At 61.4% G+C, this 16,227-nt stretch carries 14 protein-coding genes, 1 tRNA gene and 1 pseudogene; 6 read left to right on the top strand and 10 right to left on the bottom strand.

Going from position 1 to position 16,227, the window contains the following annotated elements; translation table 11 throughout:
* The 8 genes from AAFP29_RS17845 to AAFP29_RS17810 form a co-directional block, all read right to left on the bottom strand.
* Positions 1 to 750 (bottom strand): MerR family transcriptional regulator, encoded by a 750-nt coding sequence (locus AAFP29_RS17845; RefSeq protein WP_419218723.1) that lies wholly within the window; start codon positions 748 to 750, stop codon positions 1 to 3.
* A gap of 10 nt (positions 751 to 760) precedes the next feature.
* Positions 761 to 2,248, bottom strand: a complete 1,488-nt coding sequence (locus AAFP29_RS17840; protein ID WP_419218722.1) for a flavin-containing monooxygenase — start codon at positions 2,246 to 2,248, stop codon at positions 761 to 763.
* An 11-nt stretch (positions 2,249 to 2,259) separates the two neighbouring features.
* A complete protein-coding gene (locus AAFP29_RS17835) occupies positions 2,260 to 3,183 on the bottom strand; it encodes a ferritin-like domain-containing protein (protein WP_419218721.1) in 924 nt (307 codons plus the stop codon).
* 30 nt (positions 3,184 to 3,213) lie between these two features.
* The gene (locus AAFP29_RS17830) at positions 3,214 to 4,068 is read right to left on the bottom strand and encodes an SDR family NAD(P)-dependent oxidoreductase (RefSeq protein ID WP_419218720.1); all 855 of its coding nucleotides are present in this window, start codon (positions 4,066 to 4,068) and stop codon (positions 3,214 to 3,216) included.
* Positions 4,068 to 5,072 carry an alpha/beta hydrolase gene (locus tag AAFP29_RS17825; protein ID WP_419218719.1) on the bottom strand — a complete coding sequence of 335 codons (1,005 nt, stop codon included), beginning with the start codon at positions 5,070 to 5,072 and terminating at the stop codon, positions 4,068 to 4,070. The genes AAFP29_RS17830 and AAFP29_RS17825 overlap by 1 nt, the downstream gene beginning before the upstream one ends.
* Positions 5,073 to 5,156: 84 nt before the next feature.
* Positions 5,157 to 6,065, bottom strand: coding sequence for an alpha/beta fold hydrolase (locus AAFP29_RS17820; RefSeq protein WP_419218718.1), 909 nt, complete (start codon positions 6,063 to 6,065; stop codon positions 5,157 to 5,159).
* A gap of 33 nt (positions 6,066 to 6,098) precedes the next feature.
* Positions 6,099 to 7,598, bottom strand: coding sequence for a carboxylesterase/lipase family protein (locus tag AAFP29_RS17815; protein ID WP_419218717.1), 1,500 nt, complete (start codon positions 7,596 to 7,598; stop codon positions 6,099 to 6,101).
* 94 nt (positions 7,599 to 7,692) lie between these two features.
* Positions 7,693 to 10,767: an MMPL family transporter gene (locus tag AAFP29_RS17810; protein ID WP_419218716.1), complete on the bottom strand. Its 3,075-nt coding sequence runs from the start codon at positions 10,765 to 10,767 to the stop codon at positions 7,693 to 7,695.
* 245 nt (positions 10,768 to 11,012) lie between these two features.
* Between AAFP29_RS17810 and AAFP29_RS17805 the strand changes: the two genes are divergently transcribed.
* Positions 11,013 to 11,085, top strand: a tRNA-Lys gene (locus AAFP29_RS17805).
* A gap of 101 nt (positions 11,086 to 11,186) precedes the next feature.
* Here AAFP29_RS17805 and AAFP29_RS17800 read toward each other — a convergent pair.
* Positions 11,187 to 11,357 (bottom strand): annotated as a pseudogene (locus AAFP29_RS17800) (helix-turn-helix transcriptional regulator); the annotation flags it as partial.
* A 104-nt stretch (positions 11,358 to 11,461) separates the two neighbouring features.
* Between AAFP29_RS17800 and AAFP29_RS17795 the strand changes: the two are divergent.
* The 5 genes from AAFP29_RS17795 to AAFP29_RS17775 all read left to right on the top strand — a co-directional run bounded on the left by AAFP29_RS17795 (position 11,462) and on the right by AAFP29_RS17775 (position 15,186).
* Positions 11,462 to 11,659, top strand: a complete 198-nt coding sequence (locus AAFP29_RS17795; protein ID WP_419218715.1) for a helix-turn-helix domain-containing protein — start codon at positions 11,462 to 11,464, stop codon at positions 11,657 to 11,659.
* Between the two features lie 427 nt (positions 11,660 to 12,086).
* Positions 12,087 to 12,716 carry an MspA family porin gene (locus AAFP29_RS17790; protein WP_419218714.1) on the top strand — a complete coding sequence of 210 codons (630 nt, stop codon included), beginning with the start codon at positions 12,087 to 12,089 and terminating at the stop codon, positions 12,714 to 12,716.
* Positions 12,717 to 12,770: 54 nt separating this feature from the next.
* Positions 12,771 to 13,079, top strand: coding sequence for a hypothetical protein (locus AAFP29_RS17785; protein ID WP_419218713.1), 309 nt, complete (start codon positions 12,771 to 12,773; stop codon positions 13,077 to 13,079).
* 515 nt (positions 13,080 to 13,594) lie between these two features.
* Positions 13,595 to 14,644: a Tox-REase-5 domain-containing protein gene (locus AAFP29_RS17780; RefSeq protein ID WP_419218712.1), complete on the top strand. Its 1,050-nt coding sequence runs from the start codon at positions 13,595 to 13,597 to the stop codon at positions 14,642 to 14,644.
* Positions 14,641 to 15,186, top strand: coding sequence for a hypothetical protein (locus tag AAFP29_RS17775; RefSeq protein WP_419218711.1), 546 nt, complete (start codon positions 14,641 to 14,643; stop codon positions 15,184 to 15,186). Before AAFP29_RS17780 ends, AAFP29_RS17775 begins: the two co-directional genes overlap by 4 nt.
* Positions 15,187 to 15,257: 71 nt before the next feature.
* Here the strand turns inward: AAFP29_RS17775 and AAFP29_RS17770 are convergent, their stop codons facing one another.
* Positions 15,258 to 16,130: a tyrosine-type recombinase/integrase gene (locus AAFP29_RS17770; protein WP_419218710.1), complete on the bottom strand. Its 873-nt coding sequence runs from the start codon at positions 16,128 to 16,130 to the stop codon at positions 15,258 to 15,260.
* Positions 16,131 to 16,227: the final 97 nt, after the last annotated feature.

The raw sequence follows: 16,227 nt of genomic DNA, 5'->3' as shown, positions 1-16,227 counted from the left end.
TCAATCCTCCGCCGGATCCGATAGGTTCCTGATCGCGGCATCGTGAGCGCGGATCTCGTTCTCCCTGGCCTGGTCGAGTGCCCGATCAAGTGCCGCGCGCGCGTTCTGCGTTCCGGCCCGGCGCATGGTAACCAATAAGTCGGTTGCCCAGGCGATTTCATCATCGGTAGTCGGTATCCAGCCGGGGCCTCTGCGCCGGATGATCTCGTCGTGCGCCGCCTTGATGAATACGGCGGCAGCACCGTCGAGCTTGTCGACGAATTCGGAGTGGATCCCGATCAGGTCCGACAGTGTCATACCCCGCTCGACGAGTTGACCGAGATTGTCGATGATGTGCTCGTCGATGGGCCGGTAGCGCGTCGGGTCATCAGTCGGGATAACGATTTGCGCCCGAACCAAGTCCGCCAAGATGGAATCATCCAGTGGACCTAGCTTTCTCGCGAGTTCGCCGACCGTGACGGCCTGCGGTGGCTCCGATGCCCACTGCTGGTCGAGGAGGTCGGCGAGGTCGAGAACCTCGCTGATAGACGCACGCGGATTGGTGAGGAATGTCCCGATGTGCTTGAGTGTGAACCCATTTCCGAGCAGCCGGTTGATCGCCCTGAGGTTGGCCAAGTGCCGCTCGGTATAGATCGCGATCCTGCCCCGGCGCAATGGCCGGGGCAGCAGACCCTGCTCTTGATAACCGCGGATGTTGCGAGTGGTAGTTCCAGAAACTCGCGCCAAGTCATCAATTCGGTACTCAGTCACATCGGACACCCTATCCGGCTACCGATTCTTCCAACGCTTTCTGACGGACTGAGATGCGGAAGTCTTGTAGGTCGACCTGCCGCAGCTGATTGACATATTGTGTGGCGAAGCCGGGGAACATCGTCGCGTTGAAGCCGTCCTCGGTGAGATACCAGCTCTGACAACCCGAATTCCACGTTGTTCCGGTCAACTTCGCTTGAATATCCTCGTTGTAGCTGGCCTGTGCGTCTGAGCGCACCTCGAGAGATTTCCAGGCATTCTCGGTCACCAGCGAAATGGCGTCGGTGATGTAGTCGATCTGGGCTTCCATGTAGACAAGCGCGGAGCTGTGACCCGGACCGGAATTGGGCCCGAAGGTGAAGTACAGGTTGGGATATCCCGATACCGCGACACTGCGGTAGGCATAGGCTCCCTTACTCCACTCAGCAGCCAGGTCGCGTCCGTCGATGCCAGTGATCGGGATCGGAGTGCCCGCTTTGGAAACTTCGAATCCGGTGGCGAAGACAATGACATCGGCCTGGTGTTCGATGCCTTCGACGGTGCGAATTCCGTTGGTGGACAACTGTGCGATCGGCCAGGTGACCAGTTTACAGTTGTCCTTCTGCAGCGCCGGGTAGTAGTCACTGGTCATCAGCAGGCGTTTGCACCCCGCCGCGAAGTCGGGGGTGAGTTGACGACGCAACCACGGATCGGATACCTGTGATCGCAGGTGCAGTTTGCTGACTGCTTCGACGACGCGTGTCAGCGGCGTATTCCACACCACGCCGAGCGCGACCGACTCATGACCCCAGAACCACGCGGAACGTGCGAGCCGTTGTGTCAGTGGAGTTTTGCGATAGCGCTCCTTGGTCGACTCGGTGATCGACAAGTTCACCCGCGGAAGAACCCAGCCGGGTGTCCGTTGGAAGACCTTGACCGACTTGGCGGTCTTGACCAGCTCCGGCACTATCTGCACCGCACTCGCACCAGTGCCGACCACTGCCACCTTCTTGTCGGTGAAGTCGTAATCGTGATCCCAACGGGCACTGTGGATCTTATGCCCGGCGTATTCCTCGATACCGCGGATATCCGGGAATGACGCGTTGGCCAACGGTCCCGAAGCGACGACGACCGAGCGCGCCCGCACGGGCTCACGGCCGCTGTCGAAGGTGATCGTCCATTCGCCGGTCTCCTCGTCGTATCGAAGGCCGGTGACGGTGTGCTCGAAGCGGATATGTGAAGCGACACCGGAGGATTCGACCATCGAGTCGATATACGCCAGGATCTCATCGCTGCCAGAGTAGGTATGCGACCAGTCCGGGTTGGGCGCGAAGCTGTAGGAGTACAGCCGCGAAGGAATATCACATGCGGCGCCGGGATAGGTGTTATCCCGCCATGTTCCGCCGACGCGGGTGTCCCGCTCGAATATGACGAAGTCGGTGATCCCTTTGTCTTGCAACCGGATCGCTGTTCCGATTCCGGCGAAACCGGCGCCGATAATTGCTACCGAGATACTCATGATCAATACCCCTATGCGGTGGGTTCGTAGGTCAGCTCTTGTGACCAGGTCGGCTTGCGATGCACGAGGTCGAACGGAATCCGCGCGGTTACTTTGACCAGGGAGTCGGCTGCGAAGTGGTACGGCACGTTCTTACGATTGATGACCCAGCTGCCGTGCCGGGCGACCAGCCGGTACATCGGGACCCGGCGTGCGTACTCGCTTCGTTCGCCGACCGACCGGTATCGCTTCATCGCGCCGTACAGGCGCTCTTCATCGACGCCCATCGCAACAATGTTGTCGCGCATCTTGTTCAGTAGCGGCACATAGCTCAGGATGCCGATTAGTAACGAAGGATTTACCCATCCACCGACGAACTCGGTCGCCAGTTTGCGCGCACTCGCGTGACCGAGAATATCCATGACTTCGAAATCCACTGCGAGATGGCGGGATTCATCGGAATTGATTCGTTTGAACACTTCCTGCGCCACTGGGTCTTTCACCTCGTCGGTGATGAATTTGATCAGTGCCCCGTCGAGGGCCACCTCGAGCATCGGGATCACCGTGCCGAGGAAGGACAGCGACATACCATCGGAGTATTTGTCGAGGAAGTTGATCACCAACTGCACGTTGATATTCGGTGACGGGATCTCATCGCCGTCGAGCATTCCCCACCGTCGCATGAGTGCGAGTTCGGCGTTGGCATGCTTCTGCTCTTCGGCGTGGAAGTGCTCGTAGATACTCTTCAGCGTCGGGGTCGGGGCCTTCTTCGCCATCGCGGCGAAGCCACGCGCTCCGACATTCTCGATCCACATCAGGTCGGAGAGAAACGGTTTGAGCTTTGCGTGCAGTTCAGGGTCGATGAGTTCGGCGCCGGGCGCATCCCATTCGATGTCGGCCAGTGCCCATTGCCGATCCTTGATCATGGTGAGCATATTGTCGAGATCCATAGCCATGAGTCATGCCTTTCGTAGTGGGTGAGTGTGTCAGTCGGTCGGCAGGAGTCGGCCGAGAAGTCCAAGGCCCCAGGCGTATTGAGCGGGGAAGTGACGTTTGAGATGCCATACGACATTGGCGTCGAACTGTGGGAGGACATAAAGCTTGCCCAGATCATTGGCATCGAGGGTTTGTGCTGCGACTCGCGCCGGTGAGATCCCGGTCAATGTCATCAATCGATCGGCGATTGAATGTCCATCGGCGGTGATGCGACCGTCGCGTGCGACGTTGGTTTTGACGAAGGTTGGGCAAAGAACGGTGACATCGACGTCGGAGCCGCTGAGTTCGGCCGCGAGTGTCTCCGACAACGACATGACCCCGGCCTTGGAGACGTTGTACGGACCCATCGCTGGAGCCGCGGCGAAACCAGCGGCCGACGCCACATTGATGATGCCGCCGCCGGATTCGCGCAGCATGGGAGCGAACAGCTCGCAACCGTGTACAACGCCCCAGAGATTGATACCCAACGCCCAGTTCCAGTCATCGAGGCCGATATTTCCGACCACCTGGCCGCCGATGCCGACTCCGGCGTTGTTGATCACCAAGGTCGGCGGGCCGTCGAAGGTCTCGCGAGCAAACTCGGCTAGGGCTTCGACATCGCTTCGCGAGGAGACGTCGCAGAAGAACGCGTGTGCGGGCCGCGCCGTGGCTTCGCCGATCAGGGCGACCGTCTCTTTGGCGCGCTGCGGATCGATGTCGGAGCAGATCACTTCCCCGCCCCGGCGTGCGAGTTCGAGGGCGAATTCCCGCCCGATGCCGCTTCCCGCACCGGTGACGACGGCCTTGGCGCCGATAGATGTGCGACTGCGGGCGAATTTGACTCGCAATTGGTCGACTCCGAGCATTAGGAACACTCCTCTGTGAGCTGGTCGGCGGATTGGTTGTCGACAGCGTCGAAAGCCGCCCGGATGAAGTCGCGGACGCGGAGTAACGCGGCGTCGGCGTCGGGCCCCAGGCGCGGGAGCGCCTGGAAGACATGCATCATGCCGGGCCATACTTCGAGGGTTGCTGACCCGCCGTGTCGGTTGACCTCGTCGACGACATAGTGGGCGTCGTCGGCGAGCATTTCGGTGCTGCCGACTTGCACGAGGAATGGCGGCATCAGTCGCGCTTGCGAGAAATTCAGCCGAAGCCGGGGATGGTGCGGGCTTTGTCTGCGCGTGTATAGGTCGACTAAACGACGGGCCGCGCTAGCCGAGATGGCCGGGTCGCGGTGTTTGCGTTCGCAGTTCTCGGCAAGAGCCAGAGTCAAGTCGATAAGGGGCGAAAGCAGTACGGCGGCTGCGGGATTCAGGTCTGGAGCGATGTTGGTGTTACCTAGTAGATCGCAGATCAGATGCCCCCCCGCAGAATCTCCGGCGATGACGACGTCCGATGCGGCGTAGCCCTCGCTCAACAGCCATCGGTAGCCGCGCTCGACGTCATCTGCCGCCGCTGGAAAGGGATGCTCCGGCGCCAACCTGTAGTCGACGACGAAGACCGGCTTTTCGGTGACCGCCGAGAGCCGCGCGGCGAGGCCGCGATGGGTCTGGGCGGAGCAGATCACGTAGGCGCTGCCGTGGACGTAGTAGATCGCTCGCGCGCCAAACTTCACTGCCGGAGCCAGGACCCATTCACCCCGTACGCCGTCGACCGCGACCGGAATCACCTGTGTGCCGGCTTGAGTCGGTCCAAGTGTGCGCATGATGCCGGCGACCAGTACGCGCGCCACGCGAACACCGCCCGCGTTCATCGGAATCAAGCCGGTCACCCGACCGAGGGTTTGCCGAGTGAGTGTCGCGGTCAGGATCGCACGCGCCGACGGCGACGTCGGCACCGGCGGAGCCGTCGAAAGTATGCTGTTAGCCACTCGACTATGTCAGCACCAACCGTGCCAGTTGTCAATGGCACGGTTGATGCTGGCGCAATTCTGCGGCCTCGATATGGCCTCTGATCAGGCTTCTTTCTCGTCCCAGAGTGCTAGCAGCTCGGTAAGGATGTCGGTTGCCATACCTAGTCCGCCCAGATGTGATTCGCCGTGCATTGTGTAGAGCCTGGCGTCGGGCAGCAGATTCACCATGTGTTCGCCGTGACGGAACGGGATGATGTGGTCCTTGTCCCCATGCCACCAGCGGACGGGCACCGAAACGTCGCCGACGCGGAAACCCCAGTCGCGGGCGAAGACGATCGCATCGGCGAACGGCGCTTCGGCGCGGCGAGCACCGCCGTGCAGCAGGTCGTCAAGGAACATTGCGCGAAACTCCGGGCGTGCCAACAGTTCTCGGTCGCCCTGCGGTGACAGTCGGCCGTAGAGGCTGATCGCGGGTACCGCTATCGGGCGGGCGACGCCGAGGACCGAACTCAATGCGCGTCCGATCGGGGCGCCAGCGACCTGCAGTATCGGAGCGGCGAAAGTGGCCAATTGTGTTGCGCCGCCGCTGACCGCGTCGGCGCCGACAGTCGGTGCGACACCGCCGAGCACTCCTGCGACGACCACGCGGTGCGGCGCGGCATGAGCCATTGCCAAGGTGTAGGGCCCTCCACCGGATAGCCCGATGACGGCGAATTTGTCGATTCCGAGGGTGTCGGCGACTTGGAGGAGGTCAGGAGCGAAGTCGCTTACCGCTCGATAGCGATGTGGCGTCGACGATCCGACGCCCGGACGATCCACGCCGACGATCCGCACATGGTGTTCTTCACCGAAAGCGCGGGCCTCAGTGGGGATTTGGCGGCGCGCGCCGGGGGTTCCGTGCAGCCAAAAAATCGCTCGGCCGGTGGCGGATCCGAATTCGGCGAAACCGATCCGCCGGTTCTGCCCGACTGCGACACTGCCCTCGATCTTCGGGCGCTCGATGTCAATCACCGAACCAGCATGCCACGGCCATTTCATTGGATATCACGTACCTGTGGCATCGGTCACCTTGTTCAGCGCTGCGATGTCGGCGCCGCGAGGCAAGGGGCCCGTCGCGCTTTCAGTGCCGAAAACGTGGACGGCCCGCTGGCTCGCGTACGCCGGCCAACCGGGCGACCCGGTCTTGGCGAATGACACCCAAGCGGCATGGACTTCGTCGGCAAGCCGCTGGGGAGCGGCGGAACCGGTGAACGACTCGCTACCGGCCAGTGCGTCGAAAACGAACGGCAGTTCCAGCGCATGGCATGGTCCCAGGTCAGAAACCGCTGTTCCCCAGGCGAACTCGTAGACGAATACGTCGCCTTCGGACTGCTCGGCCGCACTGGCCAGAGTGAGCATCGGCCTGCGAAAGAAGAGGTCGGAGACAATATGGTCGAAGATGTCGCCGGGGGGTTCGCCGACATGATTGGCCACATACGCGGCCACCGTTTCGGCGTCGGCTCCGAATCGCGCTACTGCCATCGGCAGCACCTCTTCGGTGATCGCGCCGCGAACCCCGCTGCTGGTACTGAACAGCGAGAACTCGCGGGCTGTGCTGCCGGCGAGTAACGCGATGCCGCTGCCCGCGCCCTGAGCCACCGCGTCGTCAGGAAAGACGGGAATGAGCTCGTCGAAGGCCGGGATGAATCCGGTGATGCCGCCGCCGGCGGAAATCGTGGTCGCACCCCACCGCGCCGGGTCGGGGGCTTGCCGGATCTCGTCGCTGATCTTGTTCTGTGCGGAGATCAGGGTCGCCGGATCGACACCTGCGAAGGCAGCAGCAGTGGGCTCGATTCCCAGCAACGCCGCCAGTTCGGCGGCAACTTTGAGTGCATCGTCGACCTCGACGATGGAATGTCCGTGTCCACTTTGCACGATGGCTTTGCCGAACAGTCCGGCTGTAGTCGGTGCCGCCAGCAGATTAGCGACGCTCATTCCGCCCGCGGACTCGCCGAAGATCGTGACATTGGCCGGATCGCCGCCGAATTGAACAATGTTGTCCCGCACCCATTCCAGAGCGGCGATCTGGTCGCGCATCCCGAGATTGGTCGGCGCTCCTTCGATCGGCAGGAAGCCGAATGCGCCGAGCCGATAGTTAATCGAAACCAGTACGACGTCGTCGCGGGCGAATGTGGAACCGTCGTACATCGGCGAAGCATTCGAGCCGCGCGTGAATGCGCCGCCGTGGATCCACACCATGACCGGCAGGCCGGTGGCCTCGATACTGGGCGTCCACACATTCACATTGAGGCATTCACCGCCGAACTCGTCGGCTGCGACCTTGCCGAACCAACTGTTGATGGGCTCAGGGTAGGGCGATTGCCAACACGACGGACCAGGGGCCGTCGCCGGTCGGATGCCGTCCCACGGGGTGACCGGGGCTGGCGCCCGGAAAGCCAGCTGACCGACCGGCGCGGCAGCGTATGGAATGCCGAGAAATGTTGTGACGCCGTTGTTTTGCGAACCCGCGACCTTGCCGCCGGTAATGCTGACCGTGATATCCATCTGTCGCTTTCGTCGGCTCGGTGAGGCGTCCTGCGCCCCGTATCCGTCGCAGCAAGTATGCCGCGTCGAGTCGGCCGGCGGTGTCGTTTGCGTGTCAGTCAGCGATCGGAGAGGTGGGCCGTGGGTGGGCGGGCCACCAGATTCGGTCGCCGAGGACCACCATCGCGGCTGGCACCAGCACACTGCGGACCAGCGCGATATCGAGGAGCAGTCCGACGCCGATGGTGAAGCCGATCTGTACTAGGTTGAGCACGGTGCCACTCATCAGCGCGAACATGGTCAGCGCGAATACCACGCCCGCGGTGGTGATCACGCCGCCGGTGCTACCGAACCCGCGTATGACACCGCGCACCATGCCGTCGGAGGCGGCTTCTTCGCGGATGCGGGAGGCGAAGAGCATGCTGTAGTCGGCGCCCACCGCGATCAACGCCATGAATGACACCGGAATTACCGACCAGTCCAGCGGGATGCCGAAACCGTGCTGCCAGACCAGGGTTGAGATGCCGATCGTGGCGGCGAAGGACAGTATCACCGTGCCTACCAACAGAATTGGAGCCAGGATGCTCCGCAGCAACACGATCAGGATTAGGAGCACGGCCAACACGGCGACGGTGGCGAAGATGATGAAATCGCTGATGACCTGGTCTTGCATACCTGCCGACAGGGAGGCCAGGCCGGTGGACTGCACCTGTGCGTCAGCGAGGCCGGTATCGGCGAGCGCGCGATGCGCGATGCCGGGCAGTTGCCCGCTGATGTCGAGCGCTTGCTCGCCGTAGGGATTTACCTTCCAGGTGACCAGCATCCGCGCGGTCTTGCCATCGGGTGCGAGGAGAAGTTGACTACCGGCGACGAATCGTTTGTCGTGCAACGCTTCTGGCGGAAGATAGAAGCCGGTTCCGGGACCGGTGGTGGTCTTGGCGCTCATCGTCGTCAGATAGGACGACGCGCGGTTGAGTCCAGCGGTCAACTGACCGGTCAGCTTGACGGTGCGGTCAGTGCCCTCTTTGACTTGCCGCAGCCCCGTTGCCAGCTGAGTCATACCGTCGGACAGTTGCGCGACGCCGTCGGTGAGGCGGGCGAGATCTGACCGGACTTGTTCGGGTGAGCGGCCGTTGAGTTGGCGAGTCAGGTTTTCGACGGTGTTCAGCGCGCTGCGGAGTTGGGGGAGTAGCGCGTTCGACTTCCTGACCAGATCGGCGGGGACACCAGCCAACCCCTGAATCGAACGCAACGTTTGCGATGCGCGCCCGCCCAATGCCAGGTCGAGTTGCCCGAACGCGGCGCGGGCCACAAGACATGTCGGGTCGGCTTGGCAGCGCGCAGTCGGGCGGGCGGTGATCAGTGGGCCGAATGTCGAATTGAGTTGACGCAGTGCCGTACTCGTCGTCGCGTCGGCTTGCTGAAAACCCGCCACCAGGCTGGTGATCGTCGACAGCGTGGTGCGCAATATCGGAAGTGTGTCTGCCACGTTGTTGGTGGACCCGTCACTGGCGATCGAGACGATGTTCTGCGCGGTGGCCAGGCCGTCGAGCACCGTACCGGCCATTGTCACAACCTGGTCGGTACCGGAGACCAAGGCGGGCATTTGGGAGACCGCGTCGTCGGCGCCTGCGCTGAGCTGAGTGACTCCGCTGGCAAGCCGTCGCAATTCCGGTGACGCCGTGACCATTTGGTGCGCGGCATTGCCAAGTTGATCGCCGACGATGCCGGTCTGATATCCGCTGGCCGCCTCGGGCAGCGGTTTCCCGTCGGGACGAGTGATCGAGGTGACTTTGGCGACTTCAGGCACATTCGACAGTGCGATGGCCGAAAGCTCCAGGGCGGCAAGATCGGTGGTGTTGCGCAGGTCGTGATCGCTGCGGACGATCACGTATTCGGGAGCGATGTCGTTGACCCCGAAATGTTTGTATACGGCGTCGTAGCCGCGGGTGGAATCATTGGCGTGCAGGAACATCGACGACTCGTCCCAGTTCATCCGGAAAGTGGCCAGAATCGATGCCGTGCCAACAAGGAAGATGACCACCACAGCGGTGTAAACGCCGGCATGGCGGATGACACGAACACCACGACGCTGCCATATGCGGGTGCTGTCGCCGCGCGGCTCAGCGAGTCCACGCTGACCAGCCAGCGATAGGAGTGCCGGCGGCAAGGTCAGCGCGACGGCGGCAGCCACAAGAATGGCGATCGCGGTCGGTGGACCGGCGGTGGTGAACATGCCGATTTTCGTGAAAATCATTGCGGTACAGGCAGCCGCGATAGTGAGGGCCGAGGCCACCAGGATGGGCGCGGTGCGACCGCTGGCGACGGCGACGGCATCGGCGACGGGTATCTGGTTGCGGCGAGCCTCGTGGTAAGAGGCGATGGTGAAGATCGCGTAGTCGGTACCCGCACCGAGAACAAGTGCGGTCATGATGGCGATGGTGAAGTTTGAGACCGACAGCGCCCCGTTGCCGCCAAGTATCGAGATGATCGGTCGGGCGATTCCCAGCGTGATACCAATGATGATTAATGGGATCGCCGCGGTGGCGAATCTGCGATACGCGACGAAGAGAAGTGCGGTGATCAACGCGATCGAGACCAGCGTGATGATCAGTAGTGAGAAATCCATCGCGGAGAACAGGTCGGCCAGGGTCGCTGTCGGTCCGCTGTAGTGCACGACCAGACCGGCGGGTTTGGGTATGTCATTGATAATGTCGCGGATCGCGCCGGTGCTGTGGTGTGCGCGGGTCGATCCCACCGACCCCTGCGCCGCGATCATGAGTGTGACGGCCTTGCCGTCAGGGCTGCGTGCGATGTCACGCGATAGCGGATTGCCGTAGATGTCGATGACGTAGGCGATGTTCTCTTTGTCGGCCATCAAACGTGACAGCAGGTTCTGGTAATACTGCTCGTCGCCGGTGGAGATGCCGCGCTCGTTGACTAGGACGATGCTGCTCACGCCGTTGGAGGGCGGAACCTTGAAGTCCCGCGCCATTGCCTCAAGGTGTTGATTGGCGGCCAGATCGCCGGGGAGGAAGTCGGCAGATGTACGCGCGACCGTCAATTCCAGCTGGGGCACAACGATATTGAGCGCGGCGGCGACTACGACCCAGAAGCCGACGACCCACCACGCGTGACGCCCGATCCAGCGGCCGGCCGAGGTGAAGGCCTTGCTTTGTCCATGTGCCATGAAGAGCTCCGTCGTCGGTAGGCATGCCACGTGGGCCGACTATGTCGGTGTACATAGCTGAGATAGCTTCACCTACAAATGACTCGGCGGTCAATTGATCGGCGATGATCGAAACGAGGCGCACATTATCGGAGGAATGTGTCTTGGGTCACTTAATATCGGATTGGGGGCCTCGATTTGGCGCCGTGGAAACGTCTGTATACTTTTGGGCTGTTGCCCTCGCCGCGAGGTGTGTGTGACGACCAGCCCCTTTAGCTCAGTTGGTAGAGCTACGGACTTTTAATCCGCAGGTCCTCGGTTCGAGCCCGAGAGGGGGCACCCTCACCGCCGTCGTCAGGTCCCTCTGGATTTGCGGCGGCGGTTCCCGTTAGTAGCCACGACACTGGTACGCCGGTTGCTAGCGCCCAGGCATTCAGAGTGATTTTGCGCGGCTCGGACTTGCCGGACTCGGTATTGCTAACGCTCTGACGCGAGATGCCAATGATCTCAGCGAGCTGCCCTTGCTCCAAACCCGCCGCTTCGCGAGCGATCCGGGCGCGGTGTCGCACCTCGATCACTGGCACCGTTCCAACTTCGTATGCGCTGGTCATGTTTCCAAGTTAAGACATACGACAATGGAATGCAACTATGCGAACAAGTGCGACCATAACTCGATAGTTGACATGCGTCGTGTTTAACGAGTAGAACATGACTCATGTCAAGTTCAGAACCTGAGTCAATGGTTACAGTTGCGGAGGCCGCGGGGATTCTGGGGATATCGCGTCGCGGTGTGACCGCCGCGATTCGTTCAAATCGATTGACCGCCCGAAAGCTCCAGGGTCGAACCGGTGCGTATCTGCTTGACCTAGACGAAGTGCGCAAATTCGCGGCGTTGCGAACGGTAGGCGCGTGATGTCGTTTCCGAAGCAAGAGCATGTAGATGACTGCGATGCCGCCGGGTCTGCTGGCCTACCAGTAGCCGCCGCTGCCAGCGAGCACACTCAGCAACGGCGACACCGTCGATGGCTACGGGATCTTCTCCGGCTCAACACTTTTGCGCCGCGAACTACTACCGGTCGCGCTCACCATCAACGACGGAAGCCAGGCATTCTCAGTCGACGTCACGCCCATCTTCCGATACCGCGGACTCTGACGCGAGAGTCGCCATCGGACGGCACACCGCCATCCGCGCGGGCAAGCTGAAATGAGCTTGGCTCGCGGCTACCAGACCTCCGGCGCCGAGAGCAGTGCGAACCTTGCTATTGCCAACCGTGGCGTGGTGTGCTGTTATGTATCGATAGTTTGCGTTGCCGCATGGGTCTTGAGCATTGGGGATCAGGATGTTTCGTCGACTCGGAGTCGGTTTCGTTACGGTCATCGCGCTGATGCTCGTGTCAGGGATGGCAGGTAGTGCCACGGCGGCGTCGTCGTTTGCTGATCGGACGGTATCCAAGCGCACAGATGACGGATGGATAGTGTCAGCGTCGAAACTGCGCGAAAAGGTGCGATCGGTCCCTCCGCTGGATCAAAGCCCCTGGACCCGCGAAGGGTACCTATCGTTGAAAGGCGCCGCCGACATTCGTGGCGTTGGCAAGACCGCGGTGAACTCCGGTGCGCTGTCGGTGGGCTTTGCTGTCGCCTGTAACACCGATGTCACCTCGGGTATCACCCTCGGTGTTACTGGTGGGCCCACCGCGCAGATGTCGATCACCTACCCGCCCGCCCTGGTGATTGGCGCGCAAGTCCTGCCGAATGTGTCGACCACTCTACGCCCCGGCACCATCTCCGACGTCTCCTTCGGCACGAAGAAACTCGCCGCCGCGCACGCCGGAATCGAACTAGACGGCGTCCACCTGAAAGTCTCAGGATGTCTCGGGCCGGTCGCCGTCAGAGCGTGCGTATCCGTCGCGATCTCTACACCGTTGAACGACAACACCATTCACGTCTACGGCAAACCACACTACCTCTAAAAGTCGAAACCACCGCCGCAGCAGCACGCTATTGTTCCTCCAGGGGAGAGACACATGACCCACAGTTCAGCCCAAACCGCCCCGATTCGTCGAGTGGACACACCGCACGACCAGTCGGCCGACCCGACCACGCCGACCAACGATGCTGGCAAGGGGATCCCCGTCGTCGAGGTCGTACTCTTCGTCGCCGGGACAGTCCTATTGATTGTTGCTGCGGCGAATCTGACCAACATGTCCGGCTGGTCGGACCGGTGGGGACCGATCCCAGTATTCCTGGTGTTCTTCCTGGTGATGTCTATCGCCGGCCGCTGGTTCTGGACCGGCGCCGATGCTATCCTCTCCGCGATCGTGGGTAACCGATGAGCACGCACAAACGGAACGACAAACAGCCGCGCTGGTGGTTCCGACGTACCGCCGCCGCCGTCTTGGCCTTTTCGGTTCTGGGTCTTGGCGGCGTCGCTGCGTTCAGCGTCGTCACCGACCAACCACAAGCCCGCGCCGACGCATTGTGTGATCAGATGCGCGCCCAGTATGGGTCGAATTGGCCGTGCATCAGCGTGCCCACCTACACGCCACCCCCCACTCAAAACACACCACCACCGACAACCACCGGCAGCAACAATTCAACCGGCGGACCCAACATCGGAGCCAACCCCGGCCCGGGACCCGGCGAAGGCAACGGCACACCAATCGTCCCGGTCCCTGGTCAACGAGCCCCGGCACCCACCCCACAACCGGCCCAACCACCACGTCAAACACCCGCAACGCTCCCGGCAGCGCCGGCCGAGCGGACTCCGATTACCGCACCAGCACGCCGACCAAACAAGCCCACACCCACGCGCCCGCAGCAACCCACTCCCACGAGTAATTTGCCGCAGGTGAACGTGGAGTCTGCTCCGCTGCCCACATCACCATCGGTGCCGCTGGCAGTGTGGCTGGTCGGCGGGGCGGCCGCGTTGGCCGTGACGCGCCCCCGGGCGCGAAACAGTGTTTTTGGTAGGTATTCTCCGCGCCTAGTTAATACGCCCCAACTGACAAGATCGGTGCCGTCACTCTTTCAAGCGTTTCTCCGCAACGGGCTAGGCGGCTCGAAACACCTCGCGAGTGGGCTGGCAGGGCCAGGTCCTGACGATCCGGTCCAGATCTACCCCGGCGACCCCATCGCGATTGTTGATCCGATATTGGGTCCTATTCCGGGCAGCGAGATGCAGTTCGTTCCCGATTCACCTGGGTCAACCCACGGCAAGATCGTGTGGCATGACACGCCTGTGATACCGCCCGGCGCGAAATATGCCACCTACGGCGTGACGGTGACGCGGAATGGCCAAAATGCGAAATCGCATTACATTCTCAGAGGCCGCACCTTCTCCGGGGTTATCGAGGATGTCAACGCGGGGGACGTAATCAATTTCCATCAGCGCGCGGTCGCCGTGGACTCACGGGGCAATACTACGATCGTTAACGTCCCGGGGACAGTCCAGCCCATCAGAATCCCGTCCCCCGGGCAAACTGACGGAGGTCCCGGCCGTTGGGTGTACATCGGCAGCGAGTCCGGCATGAAATCGACCCCGCGCTACTATCAGCAGTCTGTAACTCATACGGCCGTCCCGTGGGTGTACGAGGTAAACGGAGCCCACTTCGATGGATTTTATATCGATAAGTCCGGGGGAAAACACCTCTTGGAGGCTAAGGGAAACTATGCTTGGCTAGCCGACCAAGGTGGGGCGGTCGTTCCATGGGGGCTAAAAACCCATGAAAAGACCCTCGGCCAGATTATTCGACAGAGGGACGCTGCCCGAGGTTCTGGCGCAAGCGTTGACTGGTACATTCAGAATCAAGGTTCAATCGACTACTTTGTGAGTGCCGCCGGTCAGGCGGGCACGAACTTTATCAAGTTCCACCTCGCGCCGAAGGGTCGCCCAAATTGACAGATTCGACGCCTGCGGGCGGTGAACCCGTAGAAACTTATGCCAATCCCCACAGTTCGCTGTATCGGGTGAGGGTCGCACCGAGCGCTTTCACCCGTTTGGAGGCCGCCGAGCTTGCAAACGCTGCGCTCGGGGCACTCTCGGACGCATTTGCGCTACTACAAGATTGGTACGGTGAGGGTGCGAATTGGGACGAAGCGCACGGTAACCTTCAGTATGGATACGATGGTGCGACTATAAAGCCTGAGGTATTCGGTGCCATGGACGTGGGGTACTGGTTCCACATGATATGGAACGAGCCCAGAGCTGGCCACAGAAATCAAGTAACCTTCATGATTCCTAACCAACCGGCAGATCATTTTGCGACACCGAGTCATGTCTTCAACGAGACGCCGATCATGAGCCTATCGGTGCACCGGCAATATCTTTCCGATATCGACAGTCAATCATTGGTCGAATCGTTGGAGCGCGTCTTTTCTCCGTCTCGGATAGACGTAATTCCTGTTGGTTCGACCGCGCCGATAGATTTGTACAAAGCCTGATTCGGAAGTGGTTATCGTTCGCTGTCTAGTCCCGCGCCGAAAGCCGCTTCACTATCCATAGGCAATCGGGCTTACGCGGTCTCATCGAGAGGCGTGAGCGGATTCCGGTTGCGTTCACGAAATAGGTCGAGGTTGGCGGTGGCCTTACGTTGGGTCCGGTCGGAAACCTTGGTGCAAATCTGGGTGGATGCAATGCTTCGATGGCGCATCAATTCCTGTACCACTCGGAGGTCGTTTCCGTCGTCCAGCAGGCTCGTGGCGTACCAGTGCCGCAATGCGTGCGGTGTGCCCTTCACACCTGCGCGGCGCATTGTCCTGCTGATGACCTCGGAGACGCTCTTGCGGTGTACGTGCTCGCCGGGATGGCCGCGCATCGGGAACCACCACCCTGTGGGCGGCATTTGGGCAGCGATCTCGGCCAGAATGGGGTGTAGCGGAATGGATTTGGGTTTTCGACCCTTGCCTGTCACCCAGAGCAGTCCAGCGCCTAGGTCGAGTCGTCGGTGCGGATCTTCGCTATCTCGTGTGCGCGTAGTCCGGCGAGCAGCGCGAGTAAAATCATTACGCGCGTTGATCCCCCACATTCGGGTGGCGAGTAGTCGGGGAACATCGGCGTCGGCGATTGGCCGGGGTTCGCGTTCTGGCACTTTCGGTGTGCCGACCTTGATCATCGGGTTGTCGGCGCGGCGGTCGTCGATCTGTAGCCAGTTGTACCACGCCGCAAGGTACGAGGTGTAGGTGGCGGCCGTGGAGTCCGACCACTCGTCGTGCCCGGCGATCCACCGCACAATGTCGATGGCGTCGGCATGTGCGGGCTGCACGCCGGTCTCGATGTGGAAGCGGCGGAGTACTCGGATTCGTTCGGTGATCGTGATTGGCGAAAGGCGTTTCGCGTGCTGCCAGACCTCCCAATCCGAGAGCCCCACCGTCAATGTCGTGTGCATCGGCTGATTTTGCACGGTCGTACCAGTCAGCCGGATTACATTTGCACTAATTGCCCTGGCTTGTCCTGCTTTTGACAGTTGTTTACGCACCTTTAGG

Origin of the sequence: Gordonia sp. CPCC 205333 (genome assembly GCF_048537885.1) — a bacterium.
In the GTDB taxonomy this organism is placed as follows: Bacteria; Actinomycetota; Actinomycetes; order Mycobacteriales; family Mycobacteriaceae; genus Gordonia.
Note: the sequence above shows the minus strand (reverse complement) of the source record. Positions and strands in the feature narration are given on the sequence as shown.

What these genes read in the sequence shown, in the direction of transcription:
- AAFP29_RS17795 (WP_419218715.1), top strand. Translation starts at nt 11,462, where the DNA reads ATGTCAAGTTCAGAACCTGAGTCAATGGTTACAGTTGCGGAGGCCGCG.
- AAFP29_RS17830 (WP_419218720.1), bottom strand. Translation starts at nt 4,068, where the DNA reads ATGCTCGGAGTCGACCAATTGCGAGTCAAATTCGCCCGCAGTCGCACA.
- AAFP29_RS17785 (WP_419218713.1), top strand. Translation starts at nt 12,771, where the DNA reads ATGACCCACAGTTCAGCCCAAACCGCCCCGATTCGTCGAGTGGACACA.
- AAFP29_RS17815 (WP_419218717.1), bottom strand. Translation starts at nt 7,598, where the DNA reads ATGGATATCACGGTCAGCATTACCGGCGGCAAGGTCGCGGGTTCGCAA.
- AAFP29_RS17790 (WP_419218714.1), top strand. Translation starts at nt 12,087, where the DNA reads ATGTTTCGTCGACTCGGAGTCGGTTTCGTTACGGTCATCGCGCTGATG.
- AAFP29_RS17835 (WP_419218721.1), bottom strand. Translation starts at nt 3,183, where the DNA reads ATGGCTATGGATCTCGACAATATGCTCACCATGATCAAGGATCGGCAA.
- AAFP29_RS17840 (WP_419218722.1), bottom strand. Translation starts at nt 2,248, where the DNA reads ATGAGTATCTCGGTAGCAATTATCGGCGCCGGTTTCGCCGGAATCGGA.
- AAFP29_RS17770 (WP_419218710.1), bottom strand. Translation starts at nt 16,130, where the DNA reads ATGCACACGACATTGACGGTGGGGCTCTCGGATTGGGAGGTCTGGCAG.
- AAFP29_RS17810 (WP_419218716.1), bottom strand. Translation starts at nt 10,767, where the DNA reads ATGGCACATGGACAAAGCAAGGCCTTCACCTCGGCCGGCCGCTGGATC.